Below are 21,313 nucleotides of genomic sequence, written 5' to 3'. Positions count from 1 at the left end.
CTCACTCGCTGAGCGCTTCAAGGAGGCGTTCGGGGGCGGCGCGCCGGTTCGCGGCCTCGCGCAGATGGGTTTCGAGTTCCGCGGCGCGCTGGGCGGCCGAATGCCGGGCAAGCACGGCCTGGCGGGCAGCCTCGCCGAGCCGGCGGCATTCCGCTTCAGGTCGCTCCCGCAGGATCGCGAGCACGGCCTCGGCGGTGTCCGGGCAAAGGATCTCGCGGCCCGGCGCCAGGATCGCGTCCAGGCCGTCCCAGCGGTCGCTGAGGATCGGCGTGCCGCAGGCGGCTGCCTCGAACAGGCGCACGCTGGGGCTCCAGCCGGCGGCGATCATGTCCGCGCGGGTCACGTTCAGGGTGTAGCGGCTCTGCGCATAGAAGCCCGGATGCGCCCGCGGAGGCAGGTGCTCGATGCGCGTGACGTTCGCCGGCCAGTCGATCGCCGCCGGGTATTGCGGCCCGGCCACCGCGAAGCGCAGGTCCGGCGCGCGGCGCGCCGGTTCGATCAGCAACCGCTCCAGGGTCGGCTGCCGGTCGAGGCTGTAGGTGCCGAGATAGCTGAGGTCGTAGGCGGGCTCGCGGGACAGGGGGGGATAGGCCTCGGGATCGACCGAGCAGTAGAGGGTGCGGGCGGCCGGCGCGCCGTAGCGCCGTTCCAACCGCTCCAGAGTCGGGCCGCCGGTGAAGGAGAGATAGAGGTCGTAGTCCCGGATCTGCGCCGGGGCGAGATAGGCGCAGGCGCCGGCCTCGAGGCCCGCCAGCGTCACCGGCGTGTCGATGTCGTAGAAGGCCCGCACCCCGGTCGCCCAACTCTGCACGCGCCGCCCGACGGCGATTCCCTCGGGCACATAGGAGCCGACGATCACCGCATCGGCCCGCGCGACGGCGTCGCGATGGGCGTCGAGGCCGTCGAGATCCCCGTAGAGGGCGAGCCGGCAGAAATCCGGCTCGGGAAGATCGCGATGCGCGGCGTACCAGGGCACGTCCCGCTCCAGGAACAGCACCTCGTGCCCACGGGCAGCGAAGGCCTTCAGCAGGGCGCGGTAGGTGGTGGCGTGGCCATTGCCCCAGGACGAGGACAGGCTGAGACCCAGCACCACCAGGCGGAGGGAGCAACCGCTCATGCGACGCTCCGTCGGATCGGGGCGCCCGCCGGCTCGGCCCGCTTGCGCGCCGCCGCTTCCCTCAGGATCGCGTCGACCTGTGCGCCGCGCCGGGCATAGGTGTGCTCGGCGGCGATGCGGGCGCGGGCCGCCGCGCCGATGGCGCGGGCGCGCTCCGGATCCAGGGCGGCCACATGATCGGCGACATCGCGGCCGTCGCGGGCGACGAGCACCTCCGCGCCCTCCTTGAGGAAGAGGTCGAGGCCTTCCCAGGCATCGGTGATCAGGCAGGCGCCGGCGCCGGCCGCCTCGAAGACGCGGGTGGCGGGCGAATAGCCGATTGCGGCCATGCTCTCGCGGGCGATGTTGAGCACCGCGAGCGGGGAGACGTTGAAGGCGTTGTGGTCACGGGTCGAGACATGGCCGAGATGGCGCACGTTCAGCGGCAATCCGCGGCTCTCCCAGCCGCTGCCGCCGAGGAGGAAGCGCCGCTCCGGCAGGCGCGCCGCGGCGACGAGGAAGAACTGCTCCACCCGCGCCTCGCGGTCGGGCAGGCGGTTGCCGAGGAAGGCGAGGTCGGCGGCAAAGCGCGGATCCGCCGGGACGGGGTGATGGGTGTCGGGATCGAGGGCGTTGTAGACCGGGATGCAGGCACGGGCGCCGAAGCCTTCATAGGCGGCGATCACCGGCGGCCCGCCGCCATAGGTCAGGACGAGGTCGAGATCCGGCATGGCCCGGTGCAGGGCATGGCCCGGATCGCCGCGCATCTCGGCCAGGGTGGCGGGCGCGTCGACATCCCAGAAGACGCGGATCGCGTGCGGCTGCGTGGCGGCGATCACGCCCTCCAGCAACGCGTCGTCGAACACCCCGACGCCGCTCGCCTTCACCACCACATCCGCCTCCGCCGCCTCGGCGGCGACGGCCCGCATCGCCTCCGGCGTAGCGGCGTAGACCCGCACCTGCGCCCAGTCCGGTGGATCGATGTCGCGGTGGCTCTGCCGCTCGAAGGCGTCCGGCTCGTAGAAGGTGATCCGATAGCCCCGCCCGGCGAGGTCGCGGAGTAGACCCCGGTAATAGGTCGCCGCCCCGTTCCAGTAGGAGGAGAGCAGCGAGGAGCCGTAGAAGGCGATTCTCAAGAGGCGGCCTCCATGCGGGCGGGCGTGTTCAGAACGGCGTGGATCGCCAGGAGCTCGTCGGCGCGGTGCCGGCAGGTGTGGCGGGCCCGGATCGTGGCGAGGCCGTGGGCGGCGAGCGCGGCGCGCAGCTCCGCATCGGCGCGGAGGGTGCGCAGGTGGCGCTCCATCTCGGCCCCGTCCCGGGCGACGAGGTAATCCGTGCCCGGCGTGAACAGCCCCTCCGCATCCGTCCAGGGGGCGCTGGCCAGCGGCAAGCCGCAGGCGAGCGCCTCGAAGACACGGATCGTCGGGATGCCGGGAAGGGCCTCCACGTAGAAGCGGCGCGGCACGTGCACGGTGGCGAGGGCCTTCGCGAACAGGCCGGGCGCGGCTGCGTTGGCTGCCCAGCCATGGTAGCGCGCGCCGTAGGTTGCGAGCGTCGCCCGCGCCGCCTCGGGATAGCGCACGCCGTAGATGTCCAGGGAGAGGCCGGCGGTGTAGGCTGGGCGGAACAGGAATGTCTCGAGTTCCTGCGTGCGCTCGCCGTCGCCCCAATTGCCGATCCAGACGAGGCCGTCCCGCGTCTCCTCCACGTCGGGCGGCCGGAACAGGCGCGTATCCGCGGCCTCGTGCCAGGTGAAGGCACGCCCGCCCCAGCCCCAGCGGCGATAGACCTCCGCGAGCGCCTGCCCGAAGGCGAGCACGCCGTCATAGGCCGAGAGGTCGAAGCGGCGCATCTCGTCGGGTGCACTGACCGCGCGGTGATGGGTGTCGTGGAACAGCAGGATCCCGAAGGCGCCGCGTGCCCGCGCCCTGCCCAGGGCCACGATCAGGGCGGGCGCGTTCCATTCGTGGGCGATGACGAGATCGGCGCCCTCCGCCCGCTCAAGAGCCGCTTCGACCGTGCGGTAGCGGCGCGGCGACAACTCCGGATAGGCCGCGAGCGAGGCATCGAGCCCGGCCTGACCGTGGTCGCGGTGAAGGTTCTCGCGGCTCCAGGCTTCCTCAGGCTCGCAGGCTTCGACCCCGTGACCGAGGGCGCCGAGTTCGCGCAGCACGCCGCGTAGGAAATGGGCGTTGCCGTGGTTCCAGCACGAGGCCAGCGAATGGGTGAAATAGACGATCCTCATGCCGCGGCCTCGTCGCGTGCGGGGCGCAGGCTGCGGAACACGGCCGTCACGCCCTCGACCATCGCCTCGACGCTGTAGGCGGCGGCGCGGGTCTGACCGGCCTGGCCGAGCGCGGCGCGGCGGGCGGGATCGGCGGCGAGGTGCTCCACGGCCTGGGCCGCGGCCGCGTCGTCGTCCGGCGGCACGAACAGAGCCGCTTCGTCCCAGAGTTCGCGGAAGCTCTCGATGTCGGAGAGCACCAGAGCGCAGCCCGCCTGCGCCGCCTCGAGAACGGCGAGGCCGAAGGGCTCGTAGCGGGCGAGCGACACGAAGATCGGTTGCCGGGCGAGCTCGCGGGCCATGCCCGCCTCGTCCAGGCGGCCGAGCAGGCGCAGGGTATGCGGCGCGACCTGCTGGCCGGTCGGCCCCGCGACAGGACCGGCGGCGAGGACAGGAAGGGACAAGCGTGCAGCCATCCGATCCAGCGCTGCAGCATTCTTGGCCGGATCCCAGAGGCGGCCGGCGGTGAAGACATGCGCGGCGGTCTCCGCGTCGCCCGGAATCGCGGGCGCCCGGCGCCCGTTGCGCACCACCGCGGGCGGCTGGCGCAGGCCATAGGCCGCCTGCGTTGCCCGGGCGAAGGCGTGGGTCGGCGCGATCAGGCTGTCGGCACGAAGGCAGCCTTCTGCGGCGAGGTCCCGCCGCCAGGCCAGATCCGCCGGCAGCGGCCCCGAATTCACCGAAGCCCACCACGTCGCGACGCAGGAATGGCAGACCGCCACGACCGGTGCGGGATACGAGGCGAGGGCCAGGGCCGGGCTGTGCAGGTGGACGAGATCCGCGCTGCCTGCCCAGGCGAGCCGGGCGAGCGACGCGGAGGCCCGCTCCACCTCGGCGGCGCTCGACGCGGTCCAGTCGAGGGGCAGGCCGGTGGCGAGGATGCGGGCGCCGCTCTCGGCTTCGGCGTGGGCGATCACCTCCGCCGCGGGCGGCGGCCCCATGAGGGCGATGCCGACGCGCGCACCCCGGCGGCCGAGCCCCGAGGCGAGGTCGAGGGTGTATTGCCAGACGCCGCCGAGGGCGTCGGCGCTCATCAGGATGAAGGGGGAGGTCAGCGGCATCCGCAGGCAGCCTCCAGCTCTCGGAGGGGCAGCGGGCGTTCCTCCTGGATGTCGCTGAAGCGCTCGAACTGGCCGAGATAATGGGCATGCGCCCGCTCCCAGGCCGTATCGTCGGGCTCCCCCCAGAGCCGCCGGTAATCGGGCGAGCTCGGATAGGGGTAGAGCGGCACGGGATCGTTCGCCCAGACGCCCTGGCGGCGCAGGCGATCGCGCCATGCGGCGACGAGACCGGGATCGTCGCCGGCCACGGCGATCAGGTTCGCCTGCACGAAGGGCACCGAGCGGCGGGCATGGATGAGCCGCTCGGCGAGGTCGTCGGTCGAGGCGCGGCACTTCTTGTCGAGCGCCGCCCTGCCCTCCTCGGTCAGGCTCTCGATTCCGGCCTCGATGGAGACACAACCGGACGCTCCGAGGAGGTCGAGCATGTCGGGCTTCCAGAGGTCGATCCGGGTCTGGATGCCGAACCGGATGCGCCGCCCGATCAAGGCTTCGAGCAGCGGCTTCTGCGGCAGGAAGATCTCGTCGACGAAATAGAGATAGGTCGCGCCTTGCGCGATCAGATGCTCGATCTCGTCGAGGACGATGCCAAGGTCGCGGCGGCGATACTTGTCGCGGAAATCGATCTTCGCGCAGAAGCTGCAGGTATAGGGGCACCCGCGCGAGGCCTCGACCTCCGCGCCGGGGCCGTCCGGCGCGGCGTCGAAGCGATGGTGGTGGTGACGGTGCCGGGCGATCCAGGCATCGGGCCAATGCAACGCCGGCAGGTCCGTGAAGCGGCCCGCATGGGGCGGTCCGGTCACCACGACCGCCTCACCGTCCCGGAAGGCAAGGGCCGGCACTTCGCGCGGATCTTCGGCATCGGCGAGCTGCGCGACGATCTCCTCGCACTCCCCCCGGACCACGACATCGCAGCCGAGCTTGTCGAGGGTCGGGCGGGGCGTGGCCGAACCATGCGGGCCGACCGCAACCGTGCGGCCGCCTCGAAGGCCCAGACCATCGAGGAAGGCGCGGGGCACCCGAAGTTCCGGCGGGGCGCAGCGCCAGAACAGATAGGTGGGTGCCGTCGTCACCACGGTCATGCCGGGGGCGAAGGTGGCGACGCGGTCCGCGCCCTCCTCGGCGCTCAGGCCTTCGAGAGGGCAATCGACGATTCGCGTCTCGTGGCCGGCGGCCTCCAGCAGCGCGGCGGCATAGCCGAGCTCCAACGGCAGATGAGGTTCGCGGCAGCCGAAATAGATGCTGTTGCGGTAGTCCCAGGGCGGGTTGACGAGGGCGACCCTCATAGCACCGCCTCCTGCACACGCCCGCGAGCCGGTATGGCCTCTTCCCTTTGCCCCAGCCATTCGGAGAGCCACACGGCGAGATCCGCCACGCCCTCCCGCCAGGAGAGCGGCGGCGCGAGCCCGAGCGCCCCGGTGGCGCGGCGGGTGTCGGACACGTAGTAGCGCTGATCCCCGGGACGCCAGTCGCCCCACTCGACCGCGACCTCCCGGCCGATCAGCGCGCCGAGATGGGCGAGCAGCCGGCGCAGGCTCACTGCGTTCTCAGGCCCGCCGCCGAGATTGAAGGCATGGCCGGAGACCTGATCGATCCGCGCCAGCGCGGCCCGGTAGGCGGCCACCGCATCGGAGACATGGAGGATGTCGCGTACCTGCCGCCCGTCGCCGTAGACGGTGACGGGCCTGCCCTGCAGCGCCCGGATCAGGAAATGGGCGACCCAGCCCTGATCCTCGTTGCCCATCTGGCGCGGGCCGTAGATGCAGCTCATCCGCATCACGACCGTTGGCAAACCATAGCTGCGGGCGTAATCGAGGACATAGGCATCTGCCCCGCCCTTGGAGCAGCCATAGGGCGTGTGGAAATCCAGGGGCCGGTCCTCGCCGATGCCGTGCGCCCGCAGGCGGGGCTCCATGGGGGCATAGGCGTCGCCCTCCTGCGCCAGCGCCACGTCGGGCAGGCCGCCATAGACCTTGTTGGTCGAGGCGAAGAGGAGCGGCACCGCGCCGCCGCGAGCGCGCAGGGCCTCCAGCAGCGTCAGGGTGCCGCCGAGATTGACCTCCATGTCCTCCCGCGGCGCGACGAGGCTCGTCGTGACCGCGACCTGGGCGGCGAAGTGGAACACGGCGGAGGCTTCGCGCACCGCCCGGGCGAGCTCGGCGCCGTCGCGGATATCCGCGATCACCGGCTGGATCCGGCTGCCATGTCGCTCCGTGAGCCAAGCGAGGTTCGCCTCGACGCCCGGGCGCGCCAGCAGGTCGTAGACGATGACGCTGCGCCCTTCGCTGGCCAGCCGGTCGGCGAGGTTGGCGCCAACGAAGCCGGCGCCGCCGGTGACGAGGACGGGACGGGTCTCGAGACGTGTCTGGACCCCGCTCACGCCACCAATCCCCGCGCTTCGAGCTCGCGGCGGGCCTCGGCCACGCGGTCGACCGCCTGCTGCTCGGCGACCCAGGCGGCGAGCTCCGTCAGGCCCTGCTCGAAATCGCGCTGCGGCGCGTAGCCGAGCTCACGCTGGATCTTGCCGATATCCGCGACGCAGTGGCGGATGTCGCCGGCCCGCGCCTGGCCCGTGATCTGGGGGGTGATGTCCTCCCGGCCCATCGCCCGGGCGAGCAGGCGGGCGACCTCCTCGACGGTCCGGTCCTGCCCGGATCCGACATTGTAGACCTGCCCTGCTGCGGCCGGATGCTCTAGCGCCAGCACGAAGGCCCGGGCCACGTCCTCGACATGGACGAAGTCCCGCCGCTGGGCGCCGTCCTCGAAGATCATCGGCGGCTGCCCATTGAGAAGCCGCGCGGCGAAGATGGCGAGAACGCCGGTATAGGGATTCGAGAGTGCCTGGCCGGGGCCGTAGACGTTCCAGAGCCGCAGGGCCACGCCCTCCATGCCGTAGGCGGGGGCGAGCGTCAGGGTCAGGCGCTCCTGCATGTACTTGGTGAGCGCGTAGACCGAGGCGAGCGCCGGGCGCTTGCTCTCCGGCGTCGGCAGGGGCCGCATCGGCCGGCCGGCCGCGTCAGGCGGGTCCCAGGGCTCTCCGGGTCCGCGCGGCTTGCGGACCGCGTCCTCGACGATCCCGCCATCGTCCGTGCGATAGAGCCCCTCGCCGTAGACGCTCATGGAGGAGGCGACGACCACGCGCTTGACGGGCGCGTCGATCAGCGCCTGGAACAGGGTGGCGGTGCCGCAATCGTTGACGGAGACGTAGCGCTCGACAGCATACATGCTCTGGCCGACGCCGACCTCGGCGGCGAGGTGCACGACATGGGTCGCCCCGGCGAGCGCGCGGGCCACGGCTTCTCCGTCACGGATATCGCCCTCTACGAACTCGACACCCGGATCGAAGGCGGCGGGCGCGGCCCGATCGCCGTGCACCTGGTCGATCAGGCTGTCGAGGATGCGGACCCGATACCCTATCCGAAGAAGAGCGCCCGCCAGATGCCGGCCGATGAAGCCGGCCCCTCCTGTGATCAGAGCGAGGTTTTTCATATGCGCTCGACGTCTCCAATGATGTCAGACAAATTCACGGGAAGACACTCGACAAAATAAAAATGATTTATGATAAAAACCTATGTTATTTCTGTGATATTGATCTGTATCAAATGAATTGAATTCAGAGAAAGTGCTGGTGAAAGCTCCCGGCGAGGATCTTTGTTCCTGCCTTTTATCGTCAAGTTTGCAGGCGTCTCGCTCTCGCCATCGGCGTGGCGACGCGCGGCAAACAAATCGTGGCCAGCCGGGTTGATGGGACGCAACGAGGTGTGACCGAGGAAGCCATGGCCGGCGCGGCAGAGGACAGCATCGATCGACAGGAGCCCAGTGGGGCCGGTTCCCTGCTCTGGACCGCGGCGACCGCCGTGGCGCTGATCGGGATCGCGTTCCGGCCTCGGCGCGCCCCAGCCGACCACCGACCGCCCCGAAGCGCCTCCGAGGGCCCACACAAGCCCTCTCCCTCCGTCGAGGGGGCGCGGGCGCATCACGTGGCACGGTCCGAACCCGAGCGGGGCCGCCGCGCCGAGAGCCCCACGGAGATCCCGCGCCTGGGCTGGAAGGACGTGGCGATGCGCACCTATCGCGACGTGGGCGAGAACCGCCTCATGCTGGTCTCGGCCGGGGTCACCTTCTTCGCCCTGCTCGCGATCTTTCCGGCCATCGCGGCGCTGGTGTCGCTCTACGGCCTGATCGCCGATGCCTCGACCATCAACGACAACCTGGCCTCGCTCCAGGGCGTGCTGCCCTCGGGCGCCCTGGAGATCGTCGGCGAGCAGGTGAAGCGCCTCAACGAGAAGGGCAACACGACCCTCGGCCTGTCCCTGCTGGTCAGTGTCGGGCTATCGGTCTGGAGCGCCAATGGCGGGATGAAGCATGTCTTCGACGCGCTCAACATCGTCTACAACGAGCGCGAGAAGCGGAACTTCATCATCCTCAATCTGATCTCCCTCGGCTTCACCGCGGGGGCGCTGCTGTTCGTCCTCGGTGCGCTCGGCTCGATCGTCGCGGTGCCGATCATCCTGCAGACCATCGGCCTCAGCGAGAACGCGTGGTGGCTCGCGCTGCTGCGCTGGCCGGTCCTGTTCCTGGTGGTGATGGGCGGTCTCGCGCTTCTCTACCGCTACGGCCCGAGCCGGGACGCGCCGCGCTGGCGCTGGGTGACACCGGGGGGCATGCTCGCCGCCTTCCTCTGGCTCGCGGGTTCCCTGCTGTTCTCGTGGTACGTCGCCAATTTCGGCAAGTACAATCAGACCTACGGGTCCCTCGGCGCCGCGATCGGCTTCATGACCTGGATCTGGATCTCGACCACGATCGTGCTGCTGGGCGCGCAGGTGAACGCGGAGATGGAGCACCAGACGGCGAAGGACACGACCGTCGGGCACCCTCGGCCCCTCGGCGAGCGCGAGGCCCGCATGGCGGATACGGTCGGCGCGGCAAGCTGATCGCATGCGTGTGACGGTAGGCTCGGAGCATAAGACAGGAAGATTTTTGGTCAGGCCTCTCAAGCATCCACATGATGATGTGCGAAGCGGGGCAAGAGCGAGGGAACGATTTCATGGCCTCGTTCGTCATTCCTGACGAAGAGGCGCATCGTGGCCCTCGACCGAAACGAGAGAGAGGAAACCATGCTCAAGGGTGGCTTGCTGTGGCTGATCGGGATTCCGCTGCCGATCATCTTGCTCCTGTGGGTCTTCGGCGTCTTCCACTAGACACTTCATCTTGTTGCATCGCACAGGTGTGATCATCTCGGGCGCCCGCTGAAGGATCGGCGGGCGCCTCTGTTTTGGGGGGCGGCGCGTGAGGCGCGGCCCGTCCGAAACCGATCTTTCCGTCTCCTGGAAGACCGGAACGGGGCCCTGTCGCCCATGGTTCTCGGTGCACCCAGAACAGGTCGAAAGACGGCGCCGCGGATTTCCGGCGCCGGGCAGAGGCGATGAACGCGACCCGAATTCCCTTGATCGGCCCTTCCGCCTCGGGCGGCGAGCGGAAGGACCTCGGCCCCCTCGCGGAGCGATGCGTGCATCTCTGCATCGACATGCAGCGCATGTTCGCCGAGCAAACCGACTGGGAGACATCCTGGCTTCCGCGTATCCTGCCGAGCGTGATCCGCCTGGTGGAGGCCCATCCCGAGCGCACGGTCTTCACCCGGTTCGTGCCGGCGGCTCATCCCGGTGAGGGACGGGGCACCTGGGCGAGCTATTACGAGCGCTGGGCGTCGATGACGCGCGATCACCTCGACCCCGGCATGATCGACCTCGTGCCGAATCTCGCCCGCTTCGTGCCCCCGGCCAGGGTCCTCGACAAGCGCGTCTACTCGCCCTGGATCGGCACCGGTCTCGACGCCGCGCTGCAGGCCCGGGGCGTCGACACCCTCGTCGTCACCGGGGCGGAGACGGAGGTCTGCGTCCTGGCCACCGTGCTCGGGGCCATCGATCTCGGCTACCGCGTCCTGCTCGCGGGCGATGCCCTGTGCAGTTCCTGCGACGAGGCCCATGACGCGCTGATGGTCATCTATCGGATGCGCTACGGCCATCAGGTCGAGATGCTGACCACGGACGAGATCCTCGACCGCTGGCGGTGATCCCCCGGCTCCGGCGCGTCAGGTCAGCGGCAGGTAGGCGAAGCGGTTCTCCGACGGGCGGCTCTCCAGGAGCAGGGCGAGGCCGCGGTCCATGTCGCGCCCGCCGGCCTCCCAGCGGTCGCGGATCGAGGAGGGCGAATACTCGAAGCTCTTGGCGGCGAGTTCGTCAGCGGTTGCACGGTAGGCGAGGTGGAGAAGCCGCACCTTCGGCCCGTCCGGCTGGAGCCTCTGCCGCAGCGCATATTCCCGCGCGAGCGCAGCCATGCTGCGACGCCCGGCGCTGGAGAAGATCATGTCGTTGGCCCGCTCCAGAACCGCATCCAGGGAGGCGGGACGCGGCGCCCGCGGGCTGAACAGCTCGAGCGCCATGCAAAGGAGATCGTCGTCGGGTTCGTTCGCGAAAACCGGATCGAGCGGCAGGTTGTTGACGTAGCCGGCATCGCAGAACTGGCGTCCCTCGATCTCGACGGGCGGGAAGGCCGGCAGGATCGCGGTGCTCGCCAGGATATGCTCCGGCCGGATCTCCTGGCACGTGCTGTCGAAGGTGACCTCATCGCTGGTCTCGATATCGACGCAGGCGACGGTCAGGCGGATCTTCCCGCTGTTCAGCCGCTCGAAGTCGACGAGCTCCGCAAGGGTACGCAGGAGCGGCCGATTGTCGAAGAGCGCGACATCGTTCGGGAGCCACGGCAGGGCAGACCACAGGCCGGGAAAGCGATGCTGATAGAGGCTCGGCCGGCCGTAGAGCAAAGCCAGGAGCGCGTGCAGGCCGTTGTAGAACTGGCGCGGCTTCAGGGCGTCGATCAGGTTCGGCGCCGTGTGCTGGGCAGCCTCGTGCCAGAATCGCCGCAGCTTGGCGACGCGCTCTCCGGGGGCGTTGCCGGCGATGATGGCGGCGGTGACGGCGCCGATCGAGGCGCCGACGACCCAGTCCGGCTGCAAGCCCTGCCGCTCCAGGATCTCATAGGCGCCCGCATGATAGGCGCCGAGGGCGTTGCCGCCCCCGAACACCAGGGCGAACCTGCCCTGCCCGTTCGGGAGCGATGGCCGAGCGATGTGCGCGATCGTGGCCTCCTGCCCTGCCGGAGCCCGGCTCCCTTCCGCGATCGTCTCCGGCATCCTGGCTCCTGAAGCGTCCGGTCCCCGTGCCGCGCGGGAGAGGCGGCTCGCGATGGAATCAGCGGTCGGCCTTCTCGCCGGCCGTTGTGCGTTCGACGTAGCGGCGGGTGGTCGGGACCACGAGGTCGCGCACCACCTTCGCCATCGCTTCCTCCTCCTTCAGCGATTGCTGGAGGCCGGTGAGGGTGGGCTGACCCGCGGCCTCGCCGATGGCCAGGAGCGAGGTGTAGGCTGCGATCTCGAAATTCTCGAAGGCGTGGTTGGCATAGGCGTTCTTCAGGATCTCGTCCTGAGCCGGGGTGTGACCGAGCGCCATCACGTTGCCGACGAAGCCGAGCACGCCCTCCTTGAGGCGCGAGGGGCTCTCGGCGAGGCTCTGGAGCACCTCTTCCAGGCGGTCGCGCTGCCCGTGGGTCTCCTCGATATGCCGGCGCAGCGCATCCTCCATCTCGGGATAGTTCTGTAGCCGCTCGACCTGCCGCTCCATGATCTGCAGCGCCTGCAACTCGAGCGCATGCGTGTTCTTGAGCGCGGTGACAAAGATCTCACGCGTATCGATCGTCATAGCTTGCCAATCGTTGTCGTGGTTTCGGGTCTCGGGAGATCCATCGGCAGCCGAACAAGTTCCTTGGGCCTCGGCGCCGTACCTTGAGCGTCAGCCGCTCAGCAGATGCAGGCTGAATCCGCCCTCCGGATCGAGCCACAGCCGCTCGGCGGTCCATCCGACGCTTCCGGCCAGCGCCTGGAAGGCCTCGGGCGCGTATTTGTGCGAGGTGTCGGTGCGGATGCTCTCCCCGGCCGCGAAGGCGATGGCCTGGCCGCCCAGGCGATAGGTCGCGGCCTTCCGCGCCACGAGATGCGCCTCGACCCGGAACGGATCCTCGGCGAGCCGCGCCTCGTGATGGAAATTGTCGCGATCGAAATCGGCGCCGAGCTCCCGGTTCAGGCGGGCGAGCAGGTTGAGGTGGAGCGCGGCCATCAGGCCGCCGGACTCGCCATAGGCGCGCCGCAGGCGGCCGGGATCCCGGGTTGGGTCGGCGCCGACGAGGAAGCGGCTTCTCCCTTGCGTCTCCCGCGCGAGCGTGTCCCGGGCCCGGGCGAGGAAGGCCGTTGCCTCCCGCGGAGTGAAGTTGCCGATGCTGGTGCCGGGAAAGAAGCCCAGCACGTTCGGGCCCGCCAGTCCTGCCGGCAGCCGGATCGGCTTCGAGTAATCCGCGCGGACCGGCGTCATGGCGACGGAAGGGTAGTCCGGCGCAAGGCGCGCGATCGCGGCCTCCAGATAGTCGCCTGCGATGTCGAGGGCGACATAGGCTTCCGGGGCCTCCAGGGCATCGAGCAAGGTGCGGATCTTGCGGCTTGCCCCCGCCCCGAACTCGATCACGCTGGCTCCCGCGCCGATGATTGCTCCTACCTCCGCGGCGACCCCGGGCAGGAGCGTCATCTCGCGCTTCGTCGGGTAGTAGTCGGGATGGGCGCAGATCCGGTCGAACAGGTCCGAGCCCGTATCGTCCCAGAGATACTTTCCGGGCAGCGTCTTCGGATCGCGGGTGAGGCCGTCGAGTGCGTCGCGGAGGAAGGCCCCCGCTACGCCTATCGCAGGCTCCGCCATCTCAAGGCCCCTTCCGGGTGACGGTGAGCACGGCGAGGGCGATGCGTTCCGCTTCTGCATAGGCCGGGTCGTCGAGTTCCTCGCCATAGGCATCCGGGTCGTGCTCCCGGTAGGACCAGTCGAGCCCGGCCTCCTCGCAGAGGCCGCGAGCGGCCTCGCGGAAGCCGTCGCGCCCGTCGACGATGGCCGAGCCGGTGAACAGGACGAGGCTGCCGCCGGGGGCGAGGCGCTCCGTCGCCGTCCCGACCACGCGCAGGGGCAGGCCCGCCCCCAGGATGCCGCCGCCGTTCCGATAGGCACGCCCGCCCGCATCGACCATGAAGGGCGGATTGGAGACGATGAGATCGAACGCTCCCTCCACGTCGCGCAGCATGTCGCTGTGGACCGGGCGGACATTCTCGACCCCGGCAAGGCGGGCATTGACGCGGGCGGCGCTCAGGGCCGCCGGGTTGATGTCGACGAGGACCACCTCTGCCTCGGGCAGGCGCTTGGCGACCAGAATGCCGACGGCGCCGGAGCCGCAGCCGATATCGACGATCCGCCGCGGCGCCGGCAGACCCGCGCGCGCCCGTACCTCCAGGTGGTCGAGCACGGCCTGCGCGTAGCGCACCGTGTCGGGGCCAAAGAACACGGAATCCGCGGCGAGCGACGGATAGGCGGCGTGCAGGAAGAGCTCACCGTCGAGGCTCGACAGGCGAATGGCCGCCTTCAGCAGGGCGCCGTCCGGCCCCTGTCCGCGCCGGAGCACGCCCGCCTGGTCCATCAGCCGCGTCAATTCCGTGGGCAGCAGCTCGGGCCGGAACGGCCGGCTCCAGCCGAGGACGTCGCGCAGGGAGCGGGCGGTCGCATTCTCGGGCCGGGCATTGACCCGGGCGTGGGTGGCGGGCGTCACGGTGGTGAAGGTGTAGCCGCTCGCGCGCACCGCGCGGACGAAGTCCAGGAGCGCGTCCTGCCGACCCTCGTCGCGGGAGCCGGTCTCGAGCGTGGTGGCGCCGGTGATCCTCGCTTCGGTCTGCAGCATCCTCAGCTCTCCATCTGGTCGGCCAGGAAGGCCCCCGAGCGCAGGTCGGCGGCGACCTGCTGCGCGTCCCAGGTCGCGCCGTCCTCCCGGCGGCGATAGGGGCAGACCCAGTCGTCCGAGACGGCCCGGCCGCTGAACTGGCGGGCGGCCGAGCGTTCGCCATGCTGCGCCAGCATCGGGTTGGGGGAGCCCGACCAGGCGATGTCGCGCTCGACGATCGACTCGCGCATGCGCGTGTAGCGTCCCTCCTCGCGCAGGCGCTCGAACTGATCGTGCAGGTTGAACACGAGCGCCGGCGCCTCGAAGCGCCGCGCCTTGCGGCTCGCGCCCGGATGCAGCCCGACGATGAAAAACCCCTCCCCGCCCAGGCTCATCGAGAAATGCGGGTCGGCCGGGTCGGCGGCGACCCGCGGGTCGTGCCGGTGGCCGATGCCGCTGTCGTAATCCGACAGCGCCTGCATGCGCGCCCAAAGCGCCGCCTCGAAAGCCTCCTCCGAGAGCTTCTGCGCCGTCTCGAACACCACGGCGAAGCTCTGGAACAGCTCGCGCCGCTCGCGGTAGCGGCTGATGAAGGCGAGCAGCGCGGGGTAGATGCGGCTGTCATCGCCGCCGGATTGGATATCGCGGGCGACGATGACCCTCAACCGGCCACGGGAGAGGGCCGATTTGGCGCCGACGCAGGGGAAGGGCTGTTGCCGGATGAAATGCCGGAAGCGCTCGGCGAGCGGGTGACGGGCGTCGTCGATAGGCAGCAGCATGACACCTCGTATGACGCGGGCAAGCGAAGACCGCAGGTCCGGCAGCAGCGCGGCCCGATGAAGATGGTTTCAGAAGAAGCGACAGTCGACCGCGCGTCACCCAACGTTCAGCGCAGATGATCTGCCAGGGAACCACGTGGTTTTGGTATTGTTCCGGCCGAGGCAGGATTGTCCACCAGGTTACGCTTCCGCTTTCTCTGGAAAATCTTCTTGATGAGGCGCGGCATAGAGGCGCGGTGACGTGCAAAATCTGCACTGCATTGTCGCAGGTTCTTCACGCCTCGATCAGGTAGTGGATCGGCTTGAAGGAGAAGTTGTTCGATTGCGGCGCTGAACATGCGGTGAGCCCAACGATCAGGTCGGCTTCCGCTAGGAAGGTGACCCGGTCGCCCGCCCGGCTCAGGGGCGGCCGCACGGCGATCTCGCCGCTCTGCCCGTCGACGGTCACATGCATGAACACGTTGAAGGCGACGGGGATGCGATCGGGGCCGATCCCATAGGGCGCGAGGGCGGCGGCGAGGTTGCCGTGGCAGCCCCGATGGGGATGCTCCTCGCCGTAGATGATCCGGAAGGTGTCCGCCGAGCAGGGCGTGAGCAGGAAGTCGTGGCGCCCGACCGTGTCCTCGACGATGCGCAGGAGCACGCTGGAGCGGTTCGAGTAGATCGGGTCGCCCTTGGTGAGGAAGATGCGCGAGGCGTAGTCGATGCTGCGGCCCGAGGAGATCACCTCGTCGAGGTCGTCGCGGCGGAAGGCGACGAGGTCGGCGACCTGCTCGCCCATCGGATCGATCACCGTGAGCCGCTGGCCGCGCTCCAGGGTAAAAGCCGCCCCGGAGCGGGGCGGGATCTCGTGGCGCACCGGCTGGCTCATGAACGCATCTCTCCTGCTCGCGCCCGTAGGAAGCGCGACAAGGGATCTGGGGCAGGCGCGGCGTGGTTCCCGGGGCGAGGCCTCATTCCACCGGAATCGGGCGGACACGGAGACCGCCGATTTGGATGCCCGCCCCGATTCACGCCCCGCTTCCGCAACGGGGCATGCCGCCGAACTGACGCTGCGCGGCCTCGCCCTCGGCACCGTCATCACCGTCCTGTTCATGACGGCCAATCTCTATATGGGCCTCAAGACCGGCATCACCTTCTCGACCTCGATCCCGGCCGCGCTGCTCTCGATGGGCCTGCTGCGGGTGTTCGGGGACGCCAACATCTTCGAGAACAACATCGTCCAGACCCAGGCCTCGGCCGCGGGCACCCTGTGCAACGTGATCCTTGTGCTGCCGGGCCTCGTGCTGATCGGCCACTGGCATGGCTTCCCGTTCTGGCAGACGACCGCCGTCTGCCTGATCGGCGGGTTGATCGGGCTCGCCTATTCGATCCCCCTGCGCCGGGCGCTCGTCCTCGAGGCGGGCCTTCCCTTCCCGGAGGGCGTCGCCGCGGCGGAGGTGCTGAAGGCCGGAGAGGCCGGTGACAGCGGCGGCCTGCGCCTCCTGCTCGGCGCGGCCGGGACCGGCGGCGCGATCGGGCTCGCCACCACGGGTCTGCGCGTGCTCGCCGACGGGGCCCATGCGACCCTGAGCTTCGGTGCCGCCCTGCTGCGGCTTGCCACCGGCTTCTCTCCGGCGCTGGTCGGCATCGGCTATCTCGTCGGGCTCGGCGCCTGCCTCGCCCTGCTCGCAGGCGTGGCGATCGCCTGGGGCATCGCCGTGCCGGTCTTGACCGCCCTCGGCCACGGGAACGGAACCGGCGACCCGGAGGCTGTGGCCCGCGCCGTCTGGTCGGACAAGGTGCGCCTGATGGGCGCCGGCATCATCGCGGTGGGCACGGTCTGGACCGTGGTTTCCCTGGGCGGCCAGATCCTCGGCAGCATCCGCTCGGCGCTGCGCGCCGCGAAGGGTGGCGGGTCGATGCGGAGTCTGCCGCGCCAGGAGCGCGACCTGCCCATCACCTGGGTCGCGGGCAGCGCCGTTCTGCTCGCCCTGCCGCTCGCCTGGCTCTTCTCCGATTTCAGCGCGGAGGCGCAGCTCGGCAGCCTGCGCCTGGTGCTCGTCGCCGCCGCAAGTCTGTTCGCGGTGCTGTTCGGCTTCCTGATGGCCGCGGCCTGCGGCTATCTCGCCGGTCTGCTCGGCTCCTCCTCCAGCCCGATCTCGGGGATCGGCATCCTGACGACGCTTCTCTGCGCCGTTTTGCTGCCGCTGCTGATCGGCCGCGCGGCGGGGCCGGAAGGCGAGCGCTTCGTCATCGCCCTCTCCCTGCTGATCGCTGCGGTCATCGTTACCACCGCCTCGATCGCCAACGACAATCTGCAAGATCTCAAGACCGGACAGCTCGTCGATGCCACGCCCTGGCGCCAGCAGGTGGCGCTCGCCATCGGCGTCACGGTGGGCGCCCTGGTGATCGCGCCGCTGCTCGAACTGCTTTTCAATGCCTACGGTTTCGGGGATGTCCTGCCGCGGGAGGGCATGGAAGCGGGCAACGCCCTGCCGGCTCCCCAGGCCGCCCTGATGACGCAGATCGCCGGCGGAATCGTGCGCGGGGAATTGCCCTGGGGAATGGTGCTCATCGGTGCCGGGCTCGGCATCGTCCTGGTGGCTCTGGAAGCGCGGCTGCGCAAAGGAGGGCGCTCCTTCCCGGCACTGACGGTCGGGATCGGCATGTATTTACCGCTGGAGGTGGTGGTGACCATCGCGATCGGCGGGGTGCTGGGCTGGCTCACGCAGCACCGGCTACAGCGGATGAAGGCAGGGCCGGACGAGGCGGAGGAGAGATCCGCGCTGGCGCGCCGGCGCGGCGTCCTGCTGTCCTCCGGGTTTCTGGTGGGCGAAAGCGTGGTCGGCGTGGTCCTGGCGGGGGCCGACACCGTCACGGGCCGTAGTTCGTCCCTCGCGCTGGTGGGACCCGATTTCGGGCCTTATGCGGCCTGGCTGGGATCTGCCGTCTTTCTCGTGACGATCGCCGTCTTCTATGGGGTCGTCGTGTCACCGGCCGAAGGACGGCAGGGAGGAAACCGCGCCCGTGATCGCGCACGAGCCTCTGCGGGATGAAGGAGAGCCGGCTTCAGTAATCGTGCCGTCTTCCCTCGCAGATCCTTAAGACATTTCGCCCAGGCTGATGCGAAATCACACTGGATGACACGGAAACGAGGATGCACGCAGCGTCGGCGCGTCGTCGTTCCGGTTCTCCTGACATCGCCGGACGCTCCTGTGGTGACTGCAAGAACGGGTTCCTCCGAGCTCACCTCGGCCTTTGACCGGTGTCGTTTTGCGTTCGTCGGCGTTGCTCTGATGAGCGCACTGGTGAACCTGCTCTACCTCACCGGCTCGTTCTTCATGCTGGAGGTCTACGACCGGGTCATTCCGAGCCGGTCGGTGCCGACGCTTGTGGGGCTCTGCGTGCTGGCCTTCGTGCTGTACGCGTTCCAGGGCGTGCTGGAGGCGATCCGCACGCGGGTGCTCGCCCGGATCGGTGCGGCGCTCGACGAGGCCCTGAGCGGGCGCGTCCTCGACGTGGTCCTGCGCGCGCCGCTCAGAGGGGGGATCGGCGGGGATGGGCTGCTGCCCTTACGCGATCTCGACCAGCTGCGTGCCTTCCTCGCCAGCGGCGGCCCTTCGGCCCTGTTCGACCTGCCCTGGATGCCGGTCTATCTCGTCATCTGCTTCCTGTTCCATCCGCTGATCGGCGTGGCCGCGCTGGCCGGCATGCTGGTGCTCGTGGCGCTCACCGTCCTCACGGACCGGGCGACGCGGGAGCCCACCCGGCGCGCCACCACCCATGCCCAGCAGCGCAACGCCCTGGCCGAGGCCGCCCGGCACAATGCCGAGGTGCTCGCGGCCATGGGCATGCGCGACCGGATCGGCGGGCGCTGGGCGCGCGCCAACCGCGACTACGGACAGGCCCAGCAGCAGGCCGCCGACGTCACCGGCGGCTTCGGAGCCGGCTCCAAGGTCTTCCGCACCGGCTTGCAATCCGGCGTGCTGGCGCTCGGCGCCTGGCTCGTGATCCACAACGAGGCCACCGCCGGCATCATCATCGCGAGCTCGATCCTGGTCTCCCGGGCCCTTGCCCCGGCCGAACTCGCCATCGCCCACTGGAAGGGCTTCGTCGCCGCCCGGCAGAGCTGGCACCGCCTGGCCGATCTCTTCGCGCGGCTCCCCGCGGAGCCGGTGCCGCACGCTCTGCCGGCGCCCGTCCGAACGCTCGGCGTCGAGGCGGTGAGCCTGGCGCCCCCCGGCGTGCAGCGCATCGTGGTGCAGGAGGCGAGCTTCACCCTCTCCGCCGGCCAGGGTCTCGGGGTGATCGGGCCGAGCGCCTCGGGCAAGTCCTCCCTCGCCCGGGCGCTCGTCGGGGTCTGGGCGCCGGTCCGTGGCAAGATCCGCCTCGACGACGCAGCCCTCGACCAATGGTCGAGCACGGCGCTCGGCGCCCATCTCGGCTACCTGCCGCAGGAGGTCGAGCTGTTCGCCGGAAGCGTAGCGGAGAACATTGCCCGCTTCGAGCCCGAAGCCTCGTCGGAGGCCGTAATCGCCGCCGCCCGGGCCGCGGGCGTACACGAGTTGATCCTCCGGCTGCCCGAGGGCTACGACACCAGGATTGGAGAATCCGGCGCCGGCCTGTCGGCGGGCCAGCGTCAGCGCATCGGGCTCGCCCGCGCCCTCTACCGCGATCCCTTCCTCGTCGTGCTCGACGAGCCCAATTCCAACCTCGACGCCGAGGGCGAGGCCGCGCTGACGGAGGCGATCCTCGGCATACGCCGCCGCCGCGGCATCTGTGTCGTGATCGCCCACCGTCCGAGCGCCCTCGCGGCCGTCGACACGGTGCTGGTGATGGCGGAAGGCCGGATCCAGGCCTTCGGGCCGAAGGAGGAGGTGCTGCGGCGTGTCCTGCGGACTCCGCCGGCCCCCGTGCCGGCCCCGATGACCGCCGCGGCGGCCCTGCGGGAGAGCGCGTGATGAGCCGGTTCCCCGCACCGCCCCTGGCGGCGGCCCTCGCGCCGCCGCCGATCGCGCTGCCTGCGATCCGCCGCCATCTCGCTCTCGCCTTTGGGCTCGGGCTGGTGCTCGTCCTCGGCATCGGCGGCTGGGCGACGCTGACCGACATCTCGGCAGCGGTGATCGCGCCCGGCCAGCTCGTGGTCGAATCCGACGTGAAGAAGGTGCAGCATCCGACCGGGGGCGTGGTCGGCGAGATCCGGGTGCGCGAGGGCAGCCGGGTCAAGGCCGGCGACGTGCTGGTCCGCCTCGACGAGACCCAGACCCGGGCCAATCTCGACATCCTGCTGAAGGCTCTCGACGAGCTCGCCGCCCGTCGCGCCCGGGACGAGGCCGAGCGCGACGGGGCCGCGGCGATCCCGTTCCCCGTGGCCTTGCTCGCCCGCACGGACGGCGACCCGACCGTCGCCCATCTCGTCGATGGCGAGCGGCGGCTGTTCGCGTCGCGCGTCTCGGCCCGCGAGGGCCAGAAGGCGCAGCTGCGCGAGCGCGTCCAGCAATTGCGTCAGGAGATCGGCGGCCTGACCCAGCAGGCCGAGGCCAAGAATCGCGAGATCACCCTGATCGGCCAGGAACTGAAGGGCGTGCGCGAGCTCTTCGCAAAGAATCTCGTGCCCTTCTCCCGGGTCACCGTGCTGGAGCGGGACGCCGCCCGACTCGAAGGCGAGCGCGGCCAGCTCGTCGCCGCGACGGCCTCCGCCCGCGGCAAGATCGCCGAGACCGAGTTGCAGATCCTTCAGATCGACCAGGACATGCGCACCGAGGTGGGCAAGGACCTCGCCGAGATCCGTGGCCGCTGGTCGGAGCTCACCGAGAAGCGGGTCGCCGCGGAGGACCAACTCAAGCGCATCGACCTGCGCGCCCCTCAGGACGGGGTGGTCCATCAGCTCAGTGTGCATACGGTGGGCGGGCTCGTGGTGCCGAGCGAGCCGGCCATGCTGATCGTGCCGGAGGCGGACCAGCTCCTCGTCGAGGTCCGGGTGCAGCCTCAGGATATCGACAATGTGCGCCTCGGCCAGAAGGCGATGCTGCGCTTCTCCGCCTTCAACCTGCGCACGACACCGGAGGTCGAGGGCGAGGTGGCCCGCGTCTCCGCCGATGTCAGCCAGGATCCGAAGACGGGTCAGCCCTTCTATACCGCCCGGATCCGCCTGAGCGACGGCGCCCAGGAGACCCTGGGCGCCCTCCGTCTCGTGCCCGGCATGCCGGTGGAGGCTTATCTGCGCATCGGCGAGCGCTCCGTGCTCTCCTATCTCACCAAGCCCCTCACCGATCAGGTGGCGAAGGCCTGGAAGGAACGCTGAGGCGTGCCG

General features: G+C 70.1%; 18 protein-coding genes. 5 read left to right on the top strand and 13 right to left on the bottom strand.

Translation table 11 applies throughout. From position 1 onward, the window contains the following. Position 1 precedes the first annotated feature (1 nt). The 7 genes from MFF21_RS04045 to MFF21_RS04015 are packed head-to-tail and all read right to left on the bottom strand — an operon-like array spanning position 2 to position 7,927. Positions 2-1,117, bottom strand: a complete 1,116-nt coding sequence (locus tag MFF21_RS04045) for a CgeB family protein (RefSeq protein ID WP_238309917.1) — start codon at positions 1,115-1,117, stop codon at positions 2-4. Next, positions 1,114-2,232, bottom strand: coding sequence for a CgeB family protein (locus tag MFF21_RS04040; RefSeq protein WP_238309916.1), 1,119 nt, complete (start codon positions 2,230-2,232; stop codon positions 1,114-1,116). Before MFF21_RS04040 ends, MFF21_RS04045 begins: the two co-directional genes overlap by 4 nt. Next, positions 2,229-3,341 carry a CgeB family protein gene (locus MFF21_RS04035; RefSeq protein WP_238309915.1) on the bottom strand — a complete coding sequence of 371 codons (1,113 nt, stop codon included), beginning with the start codon at positions 3,339-3,341 and terminating at the stop codon, positions 2,229-2,231. Before MFF21_RS04035 ends, MFF21_RS04040 begins: the two co-directional genes overlap by 4 nt. After that, complete coding sequence (locus MFF21_RS04030) at positions 3,338-4,441, bottom strand: glycosyltransferase family 4 protein (RefSeq protein ID WP_238309914.1); 1,104 nt, start codon at positions 4,439-4,441, stop codon at positions 3,338-3,340. Before MFF21_RS04030 ends, MFF21_RS04035 begins: the two co-directional genes overlap by 4 nt. After that, the gene (locus MFF21_RS04025; protein WP_238309913.1) at positions 4,432-5,724 is read right to left on the bottom strand and encodes a TIGR04295 family B12-binding domain-containing radical SAM protein; all 1,293 of its coding nucleotides are present in this window, start codon (positions 5,722-5,724) and stop codon (positions 4,432-4,434) included. The genes MFF21_RS04030 and MFF21_RS04025 overlap by 10 nt, the downstream gene beginning before the upstream one ends. Beyond that, positions 5,721-6,818 (bottom strand): NAD-dependent epimerase/dehydratase family protein, encoded by a 1,098-nt coding sequence (locus MFF21_RS04020; protein ID WP_238309912.1) that lies wholly within the window; start codon positions 6,816-6,818, stop codon positions 5,721-5,723. The genes MFF21_RS04025 and MFF21_RS04020 overlap by 4 nt, the downstream gene beginning before the upstream one ends. Continuing rightward, positions 6,815-7,927, bottom strand: coding sequence for an NAD-dependent epimerase/dehydratase family protein (locus MFF21_RS04015; protein WP_238309911.1), 1,113 nt, complete (start codon positions 7,925-7,927; stop codon positions 6,815-6,817). The genes MFF21_RS04020 and MFF21_RS04015 overlap by 4 nt, the downstream gene beginning before the upstream one ends. 287 nt (positions 7,928-8,214) lie before the next feature. Between MFF21_RS04015 and MFF21_RS04010 the strand changes: the two genes are divergently transcribed. Both MFF21_RS04010 and MFF21_RS04005 read left to right on the top strand, forming a co-directional pair. Then, positions 8,215-9,372, top strand: coding sequence for a YihY/virulence factor BrkB family protein (locus MFF21_RS04010; RefSeq protein ID WP_238310188.1), 1,158 nt, complete (start codon positions 8,215-8,217; stop codon positions 9,370-9,372). A 491-nt stretch (positions 9,373-9,863) separates the two neighbouring features. Next, positions 9,864-10,511, top strand: a complete 648-nt coding sequence (locus MFF21_RS04005; RefSeq protein ID WP_238309910.1) for a cysteine hydrolase family protein — start codon at positions 9,864-9,866, stop codon at positions 10,509-10,511. A gap of 18 nt (positions 10,512-10,529) precedes the next feature. On the opposite strand, the gene MFF21_RS04000 is transcribed toward MFF21_RS04005, so the two are convergent. From MFF21_RS04000 to MFF21_RS03975, 6 genes are all read right to left on the bottom strand, one after another. After that, positions 10,530-11,630, bottom strand: a complete 1,101-nt coding sequence (locus tag MFF21_RS04000) for a patatin-like phospholipase family protein (protein WP_238309909.1) — start codon at positions 11,628-11,630, stop codon at positions 10,530-10,532. A gap of 58 nt (positions 11,631-11,688) precedes the next feature. Beyond that, a complete protein-coding gene (locus tag MFF21_RS03995; RefSeq protein WP_238309908.1) occupies positions 11,689-12,195 on the bottom strand; it encodes a ferritin-like domain-containing protein in 507 nt (168 codons plus the stop codon). 90 nt (positions 12,196-12,285) lie between these two features. Then, complete coding sequence (gene egtD / locus MFF21_RS03990) at positions 12,286-13,239, bottom strand: L-histidine N(alpha)-methyltransferase (RefSeq protein WP_238309907.1); 954 nt, start codon at positions 13,237-13,239, stop codon at positions 12,286-12,288. Position 13,240: 1 nt separating this feature from the next. Next, entirely contained in the window at positions 13,241-14,260 is a 1,020-nt protein-coding gene (locus MFF21_RS03985) for a class I SAM-dependent methyltransferase (RefSeq protein ID WP_238309906.1), read from the bottom strand. A 2-nt stretch (positions 14,261-14,262) separates the two neighbouring features. Next, positions 14,263-15,018, bottom strand: a complete 756-nt coding sequence (gene gntA / locus MFF21_RS03980; RefSeq protein WP_238309905.1) for a guanitoxin biosynthesis heme-dependent pre-guanitoxin N-hydroxylase GntA — start codon at positions 15,016-15,018, stop codon at positions 14,263-14,265. A gap of 274 nt (positions 15,019-15,292) precedes the next feature. After that, complete coding sequence (locus tag MFF21_RS03975; RefSeq protein ID WP_238309904.1) at positions 15,293-15,889, bottom strand: DUF1989 domain-containing protein; 597 nt, start codon at positions 15,887-15,889, stop codon at positions 15,293-15,295. A 121-nt stretch (positions 15,890-16,010) separates the two neighbouring features. On the opposite strand from MFF21_RS03975, the gene MFF21_RS03970 reads away from it, so the two are divergent. The 3 genes from MFF21_RS03970 (at position 16,011) to MFF21_RS03960 (ending at position 21,304) form a co-directional block, all read left to right on the top strand. After that, entirely contained in the window at positions 16,011-18,056 is a 2,046-nt protein-coding gene (locus MFF21_RS03970) for an OPT family oligopeptide transporter (RefSeq protein WP_238309903.1), read from the top strand. A 159-nt stretch (positions 18,057-18,215) separates the two neighbouring features. After that, a complete protein-coding gene (locus tag MFF21_RS03965; RefSeq protein WP_373324913.1) occupies positions 18,216-19,961 on the top strand; it encodes a type I secretion system permease/ATPase in 1,746 nt (581 codons plus the stop codon). Then, positions 19,961-21,304 carry an HlyD family type I secretion periplasmic adaptor subunit gene (locus MFF21_RS03960; protein WP_238309901.1) on the top strand — a complete coding sequence of 448 codons (1,344 nt, stop codon included), beginning with the start codon at positions 19,961-19,963 and terminating at the stop codon, positions 21,302-21,304. The genes MFF21_RS03965 and MFF21_RS03960 overlap by 1 nt, the downstream gene beginning before the upstream one ends. Positions 21,305-21,313: the final 9 nt, after the last annotated feature.

The organism is Methylobacterium organophilum (assembly GCF_022179465.1).
Lineage (GTDB): Bacteria > Pseudomonadota > Alphaproteobacteria > Rhizobiales > Beijerinckiaceae > Methylobacterium > Methylobacterium organophilum.
Note: the sequence above shows the minus strand (reverse complement) of the source record. Positions and strands in the feature narration are given on the sequence as shown.

Bases quoted from the DNA above. Each gene is read 5' to 3' on its own strand.
- MFF21_RS04000 (WP_238309909.1), bottom strand. From the start codon at position 11,630: ATGCCGGAGACGATCGCGGAAGGGAGCCGGGCTCCGGCAGGGCAGGAG.
- MFF21_RS04015 (WP_238309911.1), bottom strand. From the start codon at position 7,927: ATGAAAAACCTCGCTCTGATCACAGGAGGGGCCGGCTTCATCGGCCGG.
- gntA (WP_238309905.1), bottom strand. From the start codon at position 15,018: ATGCTGCTGCCTATCGACGACGCCCGTCACCCGCTCGCCGAGCGCTTC.
- MFF21_RS04005 (WP_238309910.1), top strand. From the start codon at position 9,864: ATGAACGCGACCCGAATTCCCTTGATCGGCCCTTCCGCCTCGGGCGGC.
- MFF21_RS04010 (WP_238310188.1), top strand. From the start codon at position 8,215: ATGGCCGGCGCGGCAGAGGACAGCATCGATCGACAGGAGCCCAGTGGG.
- MFF21_RS03960 (WP_238309901.1), top strand. From the start codon at position 19,961: ATGAGCCGGTTCCCCGCACCGCCCCTGGCGGCGGCCCTCGCGCCGCCG.
- MFF21_RS04035 (WP_238309915.1), bottom strand. From the start codon at position 3,341: ATGAGGATCGTCTATTTCACCCATTCGCTGGCCTCGTGCTGGAACCAC.
- MFF21_RS03975 (WP_238309904.1), bottom strand. From the start codon at position 15,889: ATGAGCCAGCCGGTGCGCCACGAGATCCCGCCCCGCTCCGGGGCGGCT.
- MFF21_RS04045 (WP_238309917.1), bottom strand. From the start codon at position 1,117: ATGAGCGGTTGCTCCCTCCGCCTGGTGGTGCTGGGTCTCAGCCTGTCC.
- MFF21_RS04030 (WP_238309914.1), bottom strand. From the start codon at position 4,441: ATGCCGCTGACCTCCCCCTTCATCCTGATGAGCGCCGACGCCCTCGGC.
- MFF21_RS04025 (WP_238309913.1), bottom strand. From the start codon at position 5,724: ATGAGGGTCGCCCTCGTCAACCCGCCCTGGGACTACCGCAACAGCATC.
- MFF21_RS03985 (WP_238309906.1), bottom strand. From the start codon at position 14,260: ATGCTGCAGACCGAAGCGAGGATCACCGGCGCCACCACGCTCGAGACC.
- MFF21_RS03995 (WP_238309908.1), bottom strand. From the start codon at position 12,195: ATGACGATCGATACGCGTGAGATCTTTGTCACCGCGCTCAAGAACACG.
- egtD (WP_238309907.1), bottom strand. From the start codon at position 13,239: ATGGCGGAGCCTGCGATAGGCGTAGCGGGGGCCTTCCTCCGCGACGCA.